Source organism: Janthinobacterium sp. SUN100 (assembly GCF_030397705.1).
Taxonomy (GTDB): Bacteria; Pseudomonadota; Gammaproteobacteria; order Burkholderiales; family Burkholderiaceae_D; genus Janthinobacterium; species Janthinobacterium kumbetense.
In genome coordinates this window covers 1,383,766-1,398,928 of record NZ_JAPUBU010000001.1, presented here as the reverse complement: position 1 = coordinate 1,398,928, position 15,163 = coordinate 1,383,766, and the positions used below count along the sequence as shown (strand labels likewise).

At 62.0% G+C, this 15,163-nt stretch carries 11 protein-coding genes; 7 read left to right on the top strand and 4 right to left on the bottom strand.

What is annotated here, in order from left to right; all coding sequences use genetic code 11:
• Window positions 1–65 precede the first annotated feature (65 nt).
• From pheT to O0881_RS06015, 5 genes are all read left to right on the top strand, one after another.
• Window positions 66–2,492, top strand: a complete 2,427-nt coding sequence (gene pheT, locus O0881_RS06035; RefSeq protein WP_289910580.1) for a phenylalanine--tRNA ligase subunit beta — start codon at window positions 66–68, stop codon at window positions 2,490–2,492.
• Window positions 2,493–2,662: 170 nt separating this feature from the next.
• On the top strand, window positions 2,663–3,010 hold the full coding sequence (locus tag O0881_RS06030; RefSeq protein WP_010399205.1) for an integration host factor subunit alpha: 348 nt from the start codon (window positions 2,663–2,665) through the stop codon (window positions 3,008–3,010).
• Window positions 3,011–3,020: 10 nt separating this feature from the next.
• Window positions 3,021–3,425, top strand: a complete 405-nt coding sequence (locus O0881_RS06025; protein ID WP_099667408.1) for a MerR family transcriptional regulator — start codon at window positions 3,021–3,023, stop codon at window positions 3,423–3,425.
• A 210-nt stretch (window positions 3,426–3,635) separates the two neighbouring features.
• Complete coding sequence (locus tag O0881_RS06020; protein ID WP_034783185.1) at window positions 3,636–4,268, top strand: response regulator transcription factor; 633 nt, start codon at window positions 3,636–3,638, stop codon at window positions 4,266–4,268.
• 144 nt (window positions 4,269–4,412) lie between these two features.
• Window positions 4,413–5,828: a CHASE3 domain-containing protein gene (locus O0881_RS06015; protein ID WP_077406205.1), complete on the top strand. Its 1,416-nt coding sequence runs from the start codon at window positions 4,413–4,415 to the stop codon at window positions 5,826–5,828.
• Window positions 5,829–5,905: 77 nt separating this feature from the next.
• On the opposite strand, the gene O0881_RS06010 is transcribed toward O0881_RS06015, so the two are convergent.
• Together O0881_RS06010 and O0881_RS06005 are read right to left on the bottom strand one after the other, a co-directional pair.
• Window positions 5,906–6,715, bottom strand: a complete 810-nt coding sequence (locus O0881_RS06010; protein WP_034783188.1) for a Crp/Fnr family transcriptional regulator — start codon at window positions 6,713–6,715, stop codon at window positions 5,906–5,908.
• A gap of 226 nt (window positions 6,716–6,941) precedes the next feature.
• Window positions 6,942–8,999 (bottom strand): methyl-accepting chemotaxis protein, encoded by a 2,058-nt coding sequence (locus tag O0881_RS06005; protein WP_289904519.1) that lies wholly within the window; start codon window positions 8,997–8,999, stop codon window positions 6,942–6,944.
• Window positions 9,000–9,185: 186 nt separating this feature from the next.
• Here O0881_RS06005 and O0881_RS06000 point away from each other — a divergent pair, with 186 nt between their 5' ends.
• Window positions 9,186–10,862: a peptide chain release factor 3 gene (locus O0881_RS06000; RefSeq protein ID WP_077409182.1), complete on the top strand. Its 1,677-nt coding sequence runs from the start codon at window positions 9,186–9,188 to the stop codon at window positions 10,860–10,862.
• A 48-nt stretch (window positions 10,863–10,910) separates the two neighbouring features.
• Here O0881_RS06000 and O0881_RS05995 read toward each other — a convergent pair whose 3' ends face one another.
• Complete coding sequence (locus tag O0881_RS05995; RefSeq protein WP_289910579.1) at window positions 10,911–12,803, bottom strand: EAL domain-containing protein; 1,893 nt, start codon at window positions 12,801–12,803, stop codon at window positions 10,911–10,913.
• Window positions 12,804–13,542: 739 nt separating this feature from the next.
• Here O0881_RS05995 and rnk point away from each other — a divergent pair.
• Complete coding sequence (gene rnk, locus O0881_RS05990) at window positions 13,543–13,950, top strand: nucleoside diphosphate kinase regulator (protein ID WP_162835757.1); 408 nt, start codon at window positions 13,543–13,545, stop codon at window positions 13,948–13,950.
• Between the two features lie 65 nt (window positions 13,951–14,015).
• Here rnk and O0881_RS05985 read toward each other — a convergent pair whose 3' ends face one another.
• Window positions 14,016–15,044 carry a transporter gene (locus O0881_RS05985; protein WP_175444840.1) on the bottom strand — a complete coding sequence of 343 codons (1,029 nt, stop codon included), beginning with the start codon at window positions 15,042–15,044 and terminating at the stop codon, window positions 14,016–14,018.
• Window positions 15,045–15,163 lie beyond the last annotated feature (119 nt).

The window sequence follows — 15,163 nt, the reverse complement described above, 5'->3', positions numbered from 1 at the left end:
TGATTCATGGCGCTTGAGTGCCTGTGCGCTCGCGCTGTGAGCTTTGACCCTTTGAAGGCTTGATTATGCAATTTTCCGAAAACTGGCTCCGTACCATGGTCGATCCGAAGATGACTTCGGACGAACTGGCCCATCTGCTGACCATGTCCGGTCTCGAAGTCGAGGACGTCGATCCTGTCGCGCCCCCGTTCTCGAACGTGGTGGTGGGCCTGGTCCTGGAGATGGAAAAACATCCGAACGCGGACCGCCTGAATGTGTGCCAGGTCGACGTCGGCACGGGCACCATGCTCAACATCGTCTGTGGCGCGCCGAACGTGCGCCCGGGCTTGAAAGTCGTGTGCGCCATGGCCGGCGCCGTGCTGCCGCCTGGCGCCGATGGCAAGCCGTTTGAAATCAAGGTAGGCCAGCTGCGCGGCGTCGAGTCGCAAGGCATGCTGTGCTCCGCGCGCGAATTGAAATTGTCGGAAGAAAACGCCGGCTTGCTGGAATTGCCGGACGACGCGCCGATCGGCCAGAATTTCCGCGATTACTTTGCGCTCAACGACTTGAAATTCACTATCAAGTTGACGCCGAACAAGGCGGACTGCCTGTCCGTGCTGGGCGTGGCGCGCGAAGTGTCGGCCTTGACGGGCGTGCCCCTGAATGCGCCGCAGTTCCGCACCGTGCCTGTCACCAGCGATGAAGTGTTGCCAGTGAAAGTCAGCGCGCCGGATCTGTGCGGCCGTTTCACGGGCCGCGTCATCCGCGGCTTGAATGCCCGTGCCGCCACGCCGGACTGGATGAAGCAGCGCCTCGAGCGCAGCGGCCAGCGTCCGCTGTCGGCCCTGGTCGACATTTCCAACTATGTCATGCTGGAACTGGGCCGTCCCAGCCACGTGTTCGACCTGGCAAAGATCCACGGCAGCCTCGACGTGCGTTGGGGCAAGGCGGGCGAATCCGTCAAGCTGTTGAACGGCAACACCATCGCCGTCGACGAGTGGCTCGGCGTCATTGCCGATGAGCAGGAAATCGAATCCTTGGCCGGCATCATGGGCGGCGACGCCAGCTCCGTATCGGATGATACGGACAGCATCTACCTGGAAGCGGCCTTCTGGTGGCCGAACGCCATTCAAGGCCGCGCCCGCCGCCTGAATTTCTCGACCGATGCGGCGCACCGCTTCGAGCGCGGCGTCGATTTCGCCACCACCGTCGAGCACATCGAGCGCATCACGGCCCTGATCGTGGAAATCTGCGGTACGCCAGCCACGACCGTCGGCCCCGTCGACGACCACGTGGTGAACTTGCCGCAACGCCAGCCTGTGTCGATGCGCACGGCGCGCGCGCAAAAAGTCATCGGCGTGCCGCTCAACGATGAGCTGATCGCCGATATCTTCACGCGCCTGGCCCTGCCATTCACCCTGGCGGACGGCGTGTTTTCCGTGACCTCGCCCAGCTACCGTTTCGACATCGAGATCGAGGAAGACTTGATCGAGGAAGTGGCGCGCGTGTACGGCTTTGAAAACATCCCGACCTTGCCGCCCGTGGCCGCGAACGTGATGCAGATTGCACCAGAAAATACCCGCTCCTTGTTTGCGGTACGTCATGAGCTGGCCGACCTGGGCTTCCAGGAAGTGGTTAACATGAGCTTTGTCGATACGGCATGGGAGCGCGATTTCTCGGGCAACACGAATCCGATCAAATTGCAGAACCCGATCGCCAGCCAGATGAGCGTGATGCGCTCCTCGCTGATTGGCAGCCTGATCGCCAATGTGCGCTACAACCTGAACCGCAAGACGAACCGCGTGCGCATCTTCGAAGTGGGCGCCATCTACCAGCGCGACGACAGCGTGGAAAACGGTCCCCTGTCGGTGGCCGGTTACGCACAGCCGAAGCGCGTGGCGGCCATGGCCTACGGCGCGGTGGCCGACGAGCAATGGGGCCAGGCTGCGCGCACGGTCGACTTCTTCGACGTGAAGGCGGACCTGGAAGCGCTGTTCGCGCCGCTGGTCTTGCGTTTCAGCAAGGCGGAGCATCCGGCCCTGCATCCGGGCCGTTCGGCCAACGTGGAGCTCGATGGCAAGGTCATCGGTTTCATCGGCGAACTGCACCCGCGCTGGATGCAAAAGTATGACTTGCCGCTGGCGCCCGTGCTGTTCGAAGTCGACGCCGCTGCCCTGACGCAACGAGTCGTGCCCGTGTACCAGGAAATCTCGAAATTCCCTGGCGCCAGCCGCGACCTGGCCGTGGTCGTCAAGCAATCGGTGGCCGTGCAGGATCTGCTCGACAGCTTCCACGCCGCCGCCAAGTCGAGCCCGGCAGCGCGTATCGTGCAAGCCATTGTTTTATTTGATGAATATCGTGGAAAAGGGCTGGAAGCGGATGAAAAAAGCCTTGCTTTCCGGATTAGCTTGCAAGATACTCAAAACACCCTGCAAGACGATGTTGTCGATGGCCTGATGGCTGTCCTCATCGATGCGGCCAAGCAGGGCCACGACGCGAAACTGCGTTCGTAATTACCGGACTGGCCGTCGCCTTGCGTGACGGCCTTTCCGTCGTCAACCGTAGACGAGCTTGCCATGTGGCGAGCTCGGGCGCACAGAAAAGGCAGGGCAGGAAAATTAATAACAGCGACGTTGATTCCGCCGTACTGCAGTCCGCACTGGCCGCAGATCTGCATCGGGCCATGCTGGTTGCCAAAGTGCGCCAGGAAGCGGAAAAAGATTTACCCACCTTGACCAAGGCGGAACTGGCCGAACTGTTGTTCGAGCAGGTGGGCCTGAACAAGCGCGAAGCGAAGGATATGGTCGAGACCTTTTTCGACGAGATCCGCAATGCGCTCGAACGGGGCGAGGCCGTCAAGCTGTCCGGTTTCGGCAACTTCCAGTTGCGCGACAAGCCGCAGCGGCCGGGCCGCAATCCGAAGACGGGCGAAGAGATTCCCATCACGGCGCGCCGCGTCGTGACCTTCCATGCGAGCCAGAAGCTGAAAAGCATGGTCGAAGAGACCAGTCCGCTGGCACGTGCTGCCTGAGTGAGTGGCGATGAACGAGCGCATCAGTAAAACCGAGTTGATCGCCTTGCCGCCCATTCCGGCGAAACGCTATTTCACGATCGGCGAGGTGAGCGAGTTGTGCGGCGTCAAACCGCATGTATTGCGCTACTGGGAGCAGGAGTTTTCCCAGCTCAAGCCGGTCAAACGACGTGGTAACCGCCGTTATTATCAGCACCATGAGGTGCTGTTGATACGCCGCATCCGCGAATTGCTGTACGAGCAGGGCTTTACCATCAGCGGTGCCCGCAACAAGCTCGATAGTCGTGGCGCTTCGCATGCCATCGCCGACGAGCTGCCAGTGCTGCCGGCCGTGCCCGTCGCGCCGCAGGAAGCGCCGCTGGACCGCGTGTGGATACGCAATGAATTAATTGCGATTTTAAACTTGCTAAAATAAGATTTGTACCAATATAGGTGGGGTTGTCCGGTAGCAGTTGACTAAGTTGACTATACTGCATGGGCGCTCGGCCTTGGCGCTGACGCTACCGTACGGCGCGCCATATTTTGAATATAATGTTAATGTTGCGTTTTTGTTAGTGACGCTGAACCGGAGCAGCGTTCAGGTTCCGGTAGTCTTTCCCAGGCCAGGAAAATTTAAGGGGAAACAATGATACGCGTTGCCATTTGTGATGATCACCAAATAGTACGAGCTGGATTCAAACAGATTTTTTCGTCGTCGAGCGATTTCAGTGTGGTGGCGGAAGCCGGTACGGGGCGCGAAGCGCTCGATATCGCCCGCCGCGAAATTTGCGATGTATTGCTGCTCGATATAGCCATGCCCGATCAGAGCGGCATCGATACCCTGCGCACGATCCGCCAGGGCCAGCCGGAATTGCCCGTGCTGATACTCAGCGGCTATCCCGCGCAGCAATACGCGTTGAACCTGTTCAAGATGGGCGCGAATGGCTATCTGAACAAGGAATGCGAAGCCGACGAGCTGATGACGGCCGTGCGCACCGTGTTCCAGGGCCGCCGTTATGTCAGCTCCACCGTCGGCGAATTGCTGGCGCAATCGTTCGACCGCGATACGAATGCCGCTTTGCACACGGAATTGTCGGACCGCGAATTCCAGGTCTTCCTGCGCCTGGCGCGCGGCGCCACCGTGTCCGATATCGGTGTCGCCTTGTCGCTGAGCATCAAGACGGTGAGTACTTACCGTACGCGCATCATGGAAAAAATGGGCTTGCAATCCAACAGCGACTTGACCTATTACGCAATGAAAAACAATTTGCTTGACTAGCGCTGCGGTGCGATCATGGAAACATGATCGCTCAGCCAGCCAGCCGGCACGACTTGTGCAGTGCAGCAGTTTGTGGCGAGGACTATAATTGGCCGGCGCCGGCGCTTTTTCCCGCGCCGAACCTTGCTAAGGATGCACATCAGGATGTATTTCACCGCTGAACCGGCCCCGAATCACCGCCTGCCCCTCTACAAGACGATCCTGTGCGTGACTTGCGCCTTGCTGCTTGTACTCAATGGTTTCAGTCTCTATCATAATCTGCAGTCGCTGAAGGGCACGAACGCCCTGCTCAGCCAGAGCGCCCGCGTGGCGGACCGCCTGCAGTATTTGAACGTGCTCGTGCTCGATGCGGAAAGCAGCTTGCGCGGCTATTTCATTTCCGGCTCCGAAACCTATCTGGGACCGTCGAAGACGGCGACCACGGAAATCGAAAACGAATTCAACGAGCTGCAAACCTTGCTCGCGGGCAGTCCTACCCAGTTGAAAAACCTGGGCCAGCTGAAAAGCTTGATCCGTCGCAAGATGTCGATGCTGCAACAGTCGATCGATGTCTACAAGCAGGGCGGGCTGGCCGAGATCGTCAACATTTCCCGCGTGACCGATGACCGCGCCACCATGGACGAGATCCGCCTGCAAGTGGTGATCATGACGCGCGAGCAGAATGAAGCGCTGTCGTCCGGCAGCGCCGCCTTTTATCATGAGTACCAGAAAGCCGTGCTGCTCGGCATCGGCATCAATGCCCTGGCCATCCTCGTGCTGATCATGTTTTACCAGCTGGTGCGGCGCAGTTTCCAGAATCGCGCCGCCGTCGAGTATGCGCTGCAAAATGCCAACGACACCCTGGAATCGACGGTCAGCAAGCGTACGGAGCAGTTATCCGTGCTGTCGCGCCATTTGATCAGCGTCAATGAAGTGGAAAAGGCGCGCCTGGCGCGCGAATTGCACGATGAGCTGGGCGCCAATCTGACGTCGATCAGCATGGACCTGGGCGCCGTCACGCAGCAACTGGCGCACACGCAGCCGGAACTGGCCGCGCAATTGCGCCGCGCCAAGGCCACCTTGCTGGAAACGGTGGAACTGAAGCGCCGCATCGTCGAAGACCTGCGCCCCAGCCTGCTGGACAACCTGGGCCTGTGCGCCGCCATCGAAAGCTATTGCGAGGATTTTGCGCGCATGAGTTCGGTGCGCTGCGAAACGGACGTGGCCATCAATATCGACAACCGCGAAGCCACCCTGACGATTGCCCTGTTCCGTATCGTGCAGGAATCGCTGACCAATATCCTGAAATATGCGCGCGCCGGCATGGTCAGCGTGACCTTGAAGCGCAATGAGCACGGCCTGGTGCTGCGCGTGATCGACGATGGCATCGGCATCACGGAAGATGCGCTGCAAAAACCCATGTCGCACGGCTTGCTGGGCATGCGCGAGCGGGCCTTGCTGCTGGGCGGTACTCTTACCGTGCGCCAAGGGCCGGAAGGCAAGGGCACGTGTGTGGAAGCCGTGATTCCCCTGCCGCTGACGCCGGAGCCGGAAGACATCGATGCGGATGCCGAAGCGTAATGGACGTTGATGTAAGAAAAATGGCCGGGCATGCAGCCCGGCCATTTTTTTATCTGTCTTGCCTGATCAGCAGCGGATCAGCAGCGTGATACGTCGCGCAGCAAACGGTCGTATTCCGTCTTGGCCACTTTGTAGCACTCGCCCGCATAGCATTCCAGGCCGGCACGGTCCAGCACCGTGATATTGCCGCGGCGATAGTGGATCAAGCCTTCTTCCTGCAGCTTGCCGGCGGCGGCCGTGATGCTTTCGCGGCGCACGCCCAGCATGATCGAGATCAGCTCTTGCGTCACCTTCAATTCGTTCGATGGCGAGCGATCCAGGCGGTCCAGCAGCCAGCGGCACAGCTTTTGCTCGATCGAGCTGTGACGGCCGCCGACGGCGTTCTGCGCCATTTGCGCAAACAGGGCGTTGGTGTAGCGCATCAACAGCTGGGGCAGGGCACCGCCCTGGTTGAAGGCGTCGCGCAAGCTTTGCGTTTTCAGGCGGTAGCCGTAGCCGGCACTTTGCACGACGGCCGTGCACATGGCGCGTTCGCCTGCCAGCAGCGAGGCACCGGCCACGCCTTCATGGCCGACGACGGCGATTTCCGTCGTGGCGCCGTCTTCCATGACATACAGCAAGGAAATGATGGCGGTGGTGGGGAAGTAGCTGTATTCCAGGTTGTTACCGTAGGCATACAATTCCTTGCCGAAAGGCAGTTCCACCAGTTCCAGGTCTTCGAACAGCGATTCGAGCGCGGCGCGCGGCAGGGCGGCCAGCAATTCATTTTGTTGGGCACTGCTGAGGCTAACCCGCGACGCAAGCTTGATTTCCCGACCGGCCGCCGGCATGGCGCGCGGCAGCAACTGGTTCTTCTGGACCGGGGCGATAAGTTGAGTATGGCTCATAGTATTCCTCACAGGCTTTTTACATCGGAGTGCGACTGCCGCGTTGCTGGTCAAAAAAGTTGCTGCATCCCTCTGGGAACAGCGTTTTTTTTCGACCGCGCGGTGCAGATCGCGATGTAGCTACTTTAAAAGCTTATGTAAGTGGCGAACATAAGATTAGCAGTCGCCACTTTGTAGTCTCTTTTGAGGCGAAATTGTAGTCCTTGTCCTACGTGCACACTTTTGACTAGCTAGCCTTGCGCCGTTCTGCGCGATTTTGTGATATGACGCGCGGCTTGTTGGCGCTCCACAGGCCGGCCGGACGCACGCTGGGCAAGCCGTCGCGCATGGTCGCGGCGCTCGCCTGGCGCGCGGCAGGCGCCTCGTGCTCCCCCAGGCGGAAGCGGCTGACGGCCTGCGTCAGCGCCTCGCCTTCCTGGTGCAGGCGCTGCGAACCGGCGCGCGCCTCGTCGACCAGGCTCGCATTCTGGCGTGTCATGTCGTCGATTTGCGCCAGTGCGCCGTTGATGCGGGCGATTTCGCCATTCTGCTCGGCGCCCGCGCTGCTGATGCGCCCGATGACGACGGACACTTGCTGCACTGCATCGACGACTTGCCGCATGGTGCTGCCGGCCGCGTTGACCAGGTCGCCGCCCGCGTCCACGGTGGCCACGGAGTCGCCGATCAGGCGCTTGATCTGCTGCGCCGCCTCGCTGGAACGCTGCGCCAGGCTGCGCACTTCGGACGCCACGACGGCAAAGCCGCGCCCCTGTTCGCCCGCGCGCGCCGCTTCCACGGCCGCGTTCAGGGCGAGGATATTCGTCTGGAAGGCGATACCGTTGATCACGCCGATGATGTCGACGATCTTGTGCGAGCTGGCCTTGATCGAGGCCATGGTCTCGACCACGGCGCTGACGGTCTCGCCGCCGCGCAGGGCCACTTCGGCGGCTGATGCCACCAGGGTGCGTCCCTGTCCTACGTGGGCTTCGTTGCGGCCCACGGTGGCCGTCAGCTCGCGCATCGAGTCCACGGTGGCGCCCAGCGCGTCCGCTTGCGTGGCCGTGTGGCCGGACAGGGCGGCGTTGCCCTGGGCGATATCGGCGCCGGCGGCCGCGATGACGGCCGCGCCGCCGCGGATTTCCTGCACCAGGGTGGCCAGGCCGTGCGTCATGGCGCCGAAGTCGCGTACCAGGTCGCCGATTTCGTCGTGTGCCTGCGATGTGATGCGCTGCGACAGGTCGCCCGCCGCCGCGGCGCCCACGGCCACGCGCAATTGCTGCACGTCGCGCGCGAACGCGGCATAAAAGCCCGCGCACAGGTAGGCGGCGGCCAGCAGCACCAGCAGCATGGCCGCCAGGATCAGGGCGCGGCGCGCCTCGTCGCGCGCGATGCGCTGCGCCAGCAAGCCGTCCAGCGCGGTGGCGGAGGCGCCGGAGAGCGCGTGCAGGGCGTCGATGGCTTGCATGCCGGCCGCGTGGAATTGCGCGCCCGACGTCTGATCGTAGGAATTCGTCACTTCATTCTTCGTGCGTTCGAGGAAGGCCAGCGCGGCCGGCACGGCTTTCAGGGCTGGCTGCAGGCTGGCGCGCAATTCCGGCTTGGCCGCGATGATTTCGTCGAAGCGGGCCGGCAGGCGTTCCAGTTCGTGGCGCGCGATCAGGGCGTTGGCGTTGACGAGTTGATCTTCATTCGCCTCGAACAGGCCCGTGTCGATGTAGGCGGCGCCGCGCCCGCCGATGTCGGACAGGCTCTCGGCCAGGTCGGGCAGGGTGGCGGTGAAGGCGGCGCTCAGGTGGTTGGCGCCCGCGTCCGGGTCCAGGCTCAGGTGCGAGCGGTCGGCCACCAGCTGGCCCAGCTTGGCCGCCTGGCGCAGCAGCGCCGTGTGCGCCGCGTAGCTGTCGCGCGCCGCGAGGCCCGCCTGGCGGCCCAGCAGGGCTTGCCACTGTTTCGTCAGTTCGGCCGCCTGGGGCAGGCCGGCGCCCGCCGGCAAGCGCGCCAGGGCGGCCAGCGCGGCCGTGATGCGCGCATTCAGGGCCGTGTTGTCCATGCCCGCCTTGCCGCTCAGGCGCAAGTGCTCGAGGCCGCGCCGCTGTTGCAGCAGCCGCGTGCCTTCCTGCAACTGGCGCACATAGGCCACGCCCCGCTGCGCATCCTGCGCCTGGGCCAGCGACTTGCCCAGTTCCGAGATCAGCAGGGTGGTCGCCAGCGCCAGCGGCAGCAGGAAGACCAGGCAGACAAGCATGAATTTGGGCAGCAGGCGCAAGCGCTGCATGAGGCGGATGGCGGGGGTGAGGAGCATTTTCATCGGGTTTCCGGGGTAGGGTGACAACATTTCTGCAGTGCAATGTTGCCTGCGGATTGTGACCCCTTGATGAAGTGCGCCGCGATGCGGTCAGTTTTGCCGTTCGCCAGAGTGAAGCAGTTCACACGGAAGGCCGATCCTTCTGTAAAATCGAGGGTTTTTTGCGAGGGCCATATTATGGTCACCAATATGGCCAACGAGAACGACATCAACACCCCCGATTCCAGCGACAGCGCGGACAACGCCGCAGCGCCGGTGAGCAGCAAGGCGCCGGCCGTGATCGCGCGCGAAGTGCAGCGCCGCCGCACCTTCGGCATCATTTCCCACCCGGATGCCGGTAAAACCACCCTGACGGAAAAACTGCTGCTGTTCTCGGGCGCGATCCAGATGGCCGGTACCGTCAAGGCGCGTAAATCGGGCCGCCACGCGACGTCGGACTGGATGGAGATCGAGAAGCAGCGCGGCATTTCCGTCGCTTCCTCGGTGATGCAGTTCGAATTCCGCGACCACGTCGTCAACCTGCTCGACACCCCGGGCCACCAGGACTTCTCGGAAGATACCTACCGCGTGCTGACGGCGGTCGACTCGGCGCTGATGGTGATCGATGCGGCCAAGGGCGTGGAAGCGCAGACGATCAAGCTGCTGGCCGTGTGCCGCATGCGCAATACGCCGATCGTCACCTTCATGAACAAGATGGACCGCGAGACGCGCGATCCGCTGGACCTGCTCGACGAGCTGGAATCGGTGCTGAAGATCCAGTGCGCGCCCGTCACCTGGCCTATCGGCATGGGCAAGAACTTCCGCGGCGTGTACCACCTGCTGAACGACGAAATCATGCTGTTCAAGGCCGGTGAAGAGAAGGCCGACGGCGCCTTCGAAATCATCAAGGGCATCGACAACCCGCGCCTGCAGGAGATGTTCCCGCTTGAGATGGATCAATTGCGCATGGAAGTGGAACTGGTGCACGGCGCGTCGAACCCGTTCAACCTGGAAGAATTCCTCTCCGGCGTGCAGACGCCCGTGTTCTTCGGTTCGGCCATCAACAACTTCGGCGTGCGCGAGATCCTGTCCGCGCTGGTCGACTGGGCGCCGGCGCCGCGCGAGCGCGACGCGACCGTGCGTTCGGTGGCGCCGTCCGAGCAGCCATTTACCGGTTTCGTCTTCAAGATCCAGGCCAACATGGACCCGGCCCACCGCGACCGCATCGCCTTCCTGCGCGTGTGCTCGGGACGTTTCGAGCGCGGCATGAAGGTCAAGCACTTGCGCCTGGGGCGCGAGATCAAGGTGTCGAACGTGGTGACCTTCATGGCTTCCTCGCGCGAACAGGTGGAAGAGGCGTACGCGGGCGACATCATCGGCTTGCCGAACCACGGCAACATGCAGATCGGCGACAGTTTTTCCGAAGGCGAGATGCTGACCTTTACGGGCATCCCGTACTTCGCGCCGGACTTCTTCCGCTCGGTGCGCATCCGTAATCCCTTGAAAATCAAGCAGTTGCACAAGGGCTTGCAGCAGCTGGGCGAAGAGGGCGCGGTGCAGGTCTTCAAACCGGTGCAGGGCGGCGAGCTGGTACTGGGCGCAGTCGGCGTGCTGCAGTTCGAAGTGGTGGCCAGCCGTTTGCTCAACGAGTATGGCGTGGACGCCGTGTTCGAAGGCACCAGTATCAGCAGCGCCCGCTGGGTCAGCTGCGACGACAAGCGCATCCTGCAGGATTTCGAAAATGCGCTGGGCCACAACGTGGCCTACGATGCGGCCGGCAACATGGCCTATTTGGCGACATCCGGCGTGAACCTGCGCCTGACGGAAGAGCGCTGGCCGAAGCTGACATTCCACGCCACGCGCGAGCATTCGGCCAAGCTGGCCTGATGACTCTGAGGTAGCGACGAGGGGCAGAACCACTGGTTCTGCCTTTTTTTACGCCGGCAGGATCGTGCGCGTACTCCAGTCGCGCCGTTCCAGCAGCAATGCCGTCAACTGCGCCGCCGTCATCGGACGCGCGAAGAAGAAGCCCTGCACATTGTCGCAGCCCGCTTTGCGCAAGAACTCCACCTGCTGCAGCGTTTCCACCCCTTCGGCCACCACTTTCAGGTGCAGGCTGTGCGCCATGGCGATGATGGCCGTGACGATGGCTTCGCCCTCGCCGGGCAGGTCGTGCACGAAGCTGCGGTCGATCTTCAGCTGGTCGATGGGCAGGCGTTTCAAGTACGACATCGAGGAATAGCCGGTGCCGAAATCGTCGATCGACAGGTGGATGCCCGTTTCCTGCAGGCGCCGCATCAATTCCACATTGGCGTGGACATTGTCCATCAGGACGCCTTCCGTGATTTCCAGCTCCAGCAAGCCATGCGGCAGCTGCGTTTCGTCCAGGATGGCGCGGATATCGTCCATCAGGCCCGGATCGCGCGCCTGGCAAGCCGACAGGTTGACGGCCACGTGTTCCAGTGAGTCGAGCAGACCCGCCTTGCACCAGGCAGCTGCCTGGCGGCAGGCGCTTTGCAGCACCCAGCGTCCCAGGTCGACGATGATGCCGCTTTCCTCGGCCACGGGGATGAATTCGGCGGGGCTCAGCTGGCCCATGTCGCGGCAATGCCAGCGTATCAGCGCTTCCACGCCGACGATGCGCCCGCTGCGCAAGTCGATCTGCGGCTGGTAGTGCAAATACAGTTCCTCGTTCTGCAGGGCGCGGCGCAGGTTCGCTTCCATGCGCAGGCGGCGCTGCGCGCGTAACTCCATTTCGGCCTTGAACACGGCGTAGCGGTTCTTGCCCTGGTGCTTGGCGTGGTACATGGCCGTATCGGCATTACGCGTCAGGGTGGCCACGTCCTGCGCGTCGAACGGATACAGGCTCACGCCGATGCTGGCGCTGACGTACAGCTGGTGGCCTTCGAGGGCGAACGGCGCGGCCAGCACGGCGAGGATCTTGCGCGCCACGCTGGCCATCTCCGAGGCGTCGTCGGCCGGTTCCACGATGACGACGAATTCGTCGCCGCCGATGCGGCAGATGATGTCGGTGCCGCGCAGGATGGCCACCAGGCGCTCGGACACGAGCTTGAGCAGCTGGTCGCCGCAGTGGTGGCCCAGCGTATCGTTGACGATCTTGAAGTTGTCCAGGTCCAGCAGCAGCAGGCCCACGCTGCTGTCCTGGCGGTCGGCGCGCGCCAGCGCATAGGCCAGCGCATCGTTGAATTCATGGCGGTTCGGCAGCTGCGTGACCGGGTCGACGTGGGCCAGGTAGTGCAGATGGCGCTCCGCATGCAGGGCGGCGGTGCGCGTGCGGCGCACCATCAGGAAGGTCAGGCCGAACGCGCACAGGCAGACCAGCAGGGTGAAGGCGGCAAATTGCGCCAGGCTGGCGTACAGCGGCGCCAGGCTGGCGCGCAGGTACAGCGCGCCGCCGCCGGGCAAGGCCGTCAGGATGGCAGCGCTGCCGTCCAGGTAATCGATCTGCAGGCCGCTGCGCGGCGCCGAGGGTGCGGTATCGCTGCCGCTGCGCGCATAGCGGGCAAACGGCGTGCCATAGGGGCTGTAGAGCAGTGCTTGCCGGATATGCGGGGCGGCGGCGAGGGGAGCGAGGAGTTGTTGCGCTGCAAGACGATTGTCCTGGCGCATGGCCTGCGTGGCGGCGGGCGCCAGCATGTCGGCCTGGATGCGCAGCGTGCGCTGGAAGGATGCCTGGAGGGAAAACAACTGGAAGAGGATCAACAGCAGGCTGGCCATGGCCAGCATGGCCGCCGCGGCCAGCAAGTTCAGCCTGGCTATGCGGTCGCCGCGCAATTGCGCCGACGGCAGCATCAATGGCGCCATCATGACGCTTTCTCCTGCCGGCCCCGCTTGCCGCCGCCCCGTGTGATCCCGCCTCGCCCTGCCATACTTTACGTTCCAGTCTGATGAAAACCGAAGTGAGCCGGAACTCTCGACGTGTTGTTAAGGCCGACATATTGTCATTTTGCAGCGTGAAAGTACAGGGCGCGCGGCAATTTTGTCTGCATGCCACAGGCCGGTGGCAACAGGCTAAGTAGGCCGTAATAAATTATTGTGATTTCTGACTTCCATAACCGGCGCTCTGCGGCGTTACCCGCTGCTAGCAGTGCCTGCACTGCGTCGCAACGGGCGCCTTGCAGCGCATCCGGTTCTGTTCGTCATAACTTCACAATAATTTCCCACGACCTACTTAGGCGACAAGTCAGGCGGAAAAGGTGGGGCGTGTCTTTCTAATAATAATCCAAGCTGAATTTTAATCCTTTTTTTGCCGGCTGTTTTTTTCCTTTAAAAACATGCTGACAATAAACAAAATGCCATCAAGAATAACTTCAATGGCCCCGGCATCGCGGCGCGGATTAACTTTTTGCCTGCATAGGCCATTGCAAGTCATTGATTTTAATAAATTTTAATGAAGAATGCGAGAACGCTATGGCCTTGCTCCGCGAGTTCGTCCATAATCCGCAGATGATGGACGTCCTGATGCTGTTTGTTTTGTCTGCCGCGGCCAAGCAAGCTGCCGCCAGCAAACCCGGACGTCGCCCTAATGATCAATAGTGAGGATATCTTGGAAAAAAAACCAAAAATTATTTTGTCGTCACAAGACCTGGAACGACTGGAAGCGTTGTTGTATGCCTTGGGTAATAATCTGTCGCCGGACAAGGCCGCCTTGCTCGACGAACTGGGCCGCGCCGAGGTGCTCGAGCCGCAAGAGATTCCCCCGACCGTCGTGACGATGAATTCCACCGTGCGCTTCACGGTGGAAAACAAGGAGGAATTCTGCCTGACGCTCGTGTATCCGAAGGATGTGGAAGGCCAGGCCGACCGCATTTCCGTGCTGGCGCCCGTCGGCAGCGCGCTGCTGGGCCTATCCGTGGGCGACAGCATCGCCTGGCCCATGCCGGGCGGCGTGGTGAAGGTCAAGATCGAGGAAATCGTTTACCAGCCTGAACGGGCTGGCGAGTACCACCGCTAAGCGTAGCCAGCAGTAATGGCGGACGGCGCCCGCCGTTCGCTTGCCAGGCCGTGCCGGGAGCGGAGCTAACTGTTCCTCTGCACGCGCACCACCAGCCATCCCGCCACCACCGTGAACGTAACGATGATGGCGACGATGATCCAGAAGCCCTGCGGATGCTGGGCCAGCGGAATTCCCCCCACATTCATGCCCAGCATGCCGGCGATGATATTGATCGGCAAGGCCAGCACGGTGACGATGGTCAGCACGAACAGGCTGCGGCTGTTTTCCTCGTTGACGCTGGCGGCAATCTCTTCCTGCAGCAGCTTGATGCGTTCTTGTAGCGAAGACATATCGCTGAGGACCACCGAAAATTCCTCTGTCGACTGGCGCAATTCCAGGCTGTCCAGCTCCGACACCCACGCGGGCGGCCGTTGCAGCAGGCGGAACAGGGCGGCCGGTTCCGGCGCCAGCAGGCGCTGCAGCCGCACCAGCACGCGCCGCATGGCGCCCAGATCTTCGCGTTTCGGCACCAGGCGCCCGGCCAGCAAGTGGTCTTCGATATCGTCGACCCGCGCCACGGCGTCGCGCACGATGTTGACCAGCACGTCCGCCTGATCGCGCAGCAGGTGGATCAGCAGCTCCACCGACGAGCGGATCGGCTCGTGGTTCTTGATGACGGCCTGGCGCAGGCGTTCGATCGACTGCAGCGGCGCGCGGCGCGCCGTGATGACGAGGTTTTGCGCCACGCTGGCCCACATGGTGGAAATGTCAGATGCCTCGAACGAAAAATTGTGCACCACATCGTTGACCACGGCGATCAGGGTGTTTTCCGCCTGTTCGATGCGCGTCGAGCGTGAGCCCTGGTGCAGGGTTTCATAGAATTCGTCGGCCAGCTGCGTGTGCGTCATCAGCCATTTTTCGCTGGCCGCATGCGACAGGTTGAAATGCAGCCAGACGAATTCCTGCGCCGGGCGCGCCGCGCCATCGGCCAGCCAGGCCAGGGCGGCCGTCGAGTCGAGCGCCAGCGGCTGCGCCTCGCGGCCAAACAGGAAGCCCCAGACCAGGCCCGAGGTGTCCGAGCCGTAGGTAAAACCGGCAGTTTCCATCGCCATCGTGAATCTTTCTCGTGCAGTGTGATTGATCGTCGCGCGATTTTAATACACGGATGTGTCGGGAAAATGACAAGGCCACCGCGAGGGGTGGCCTTGGTGCGACTTGGTGCTGACTACAG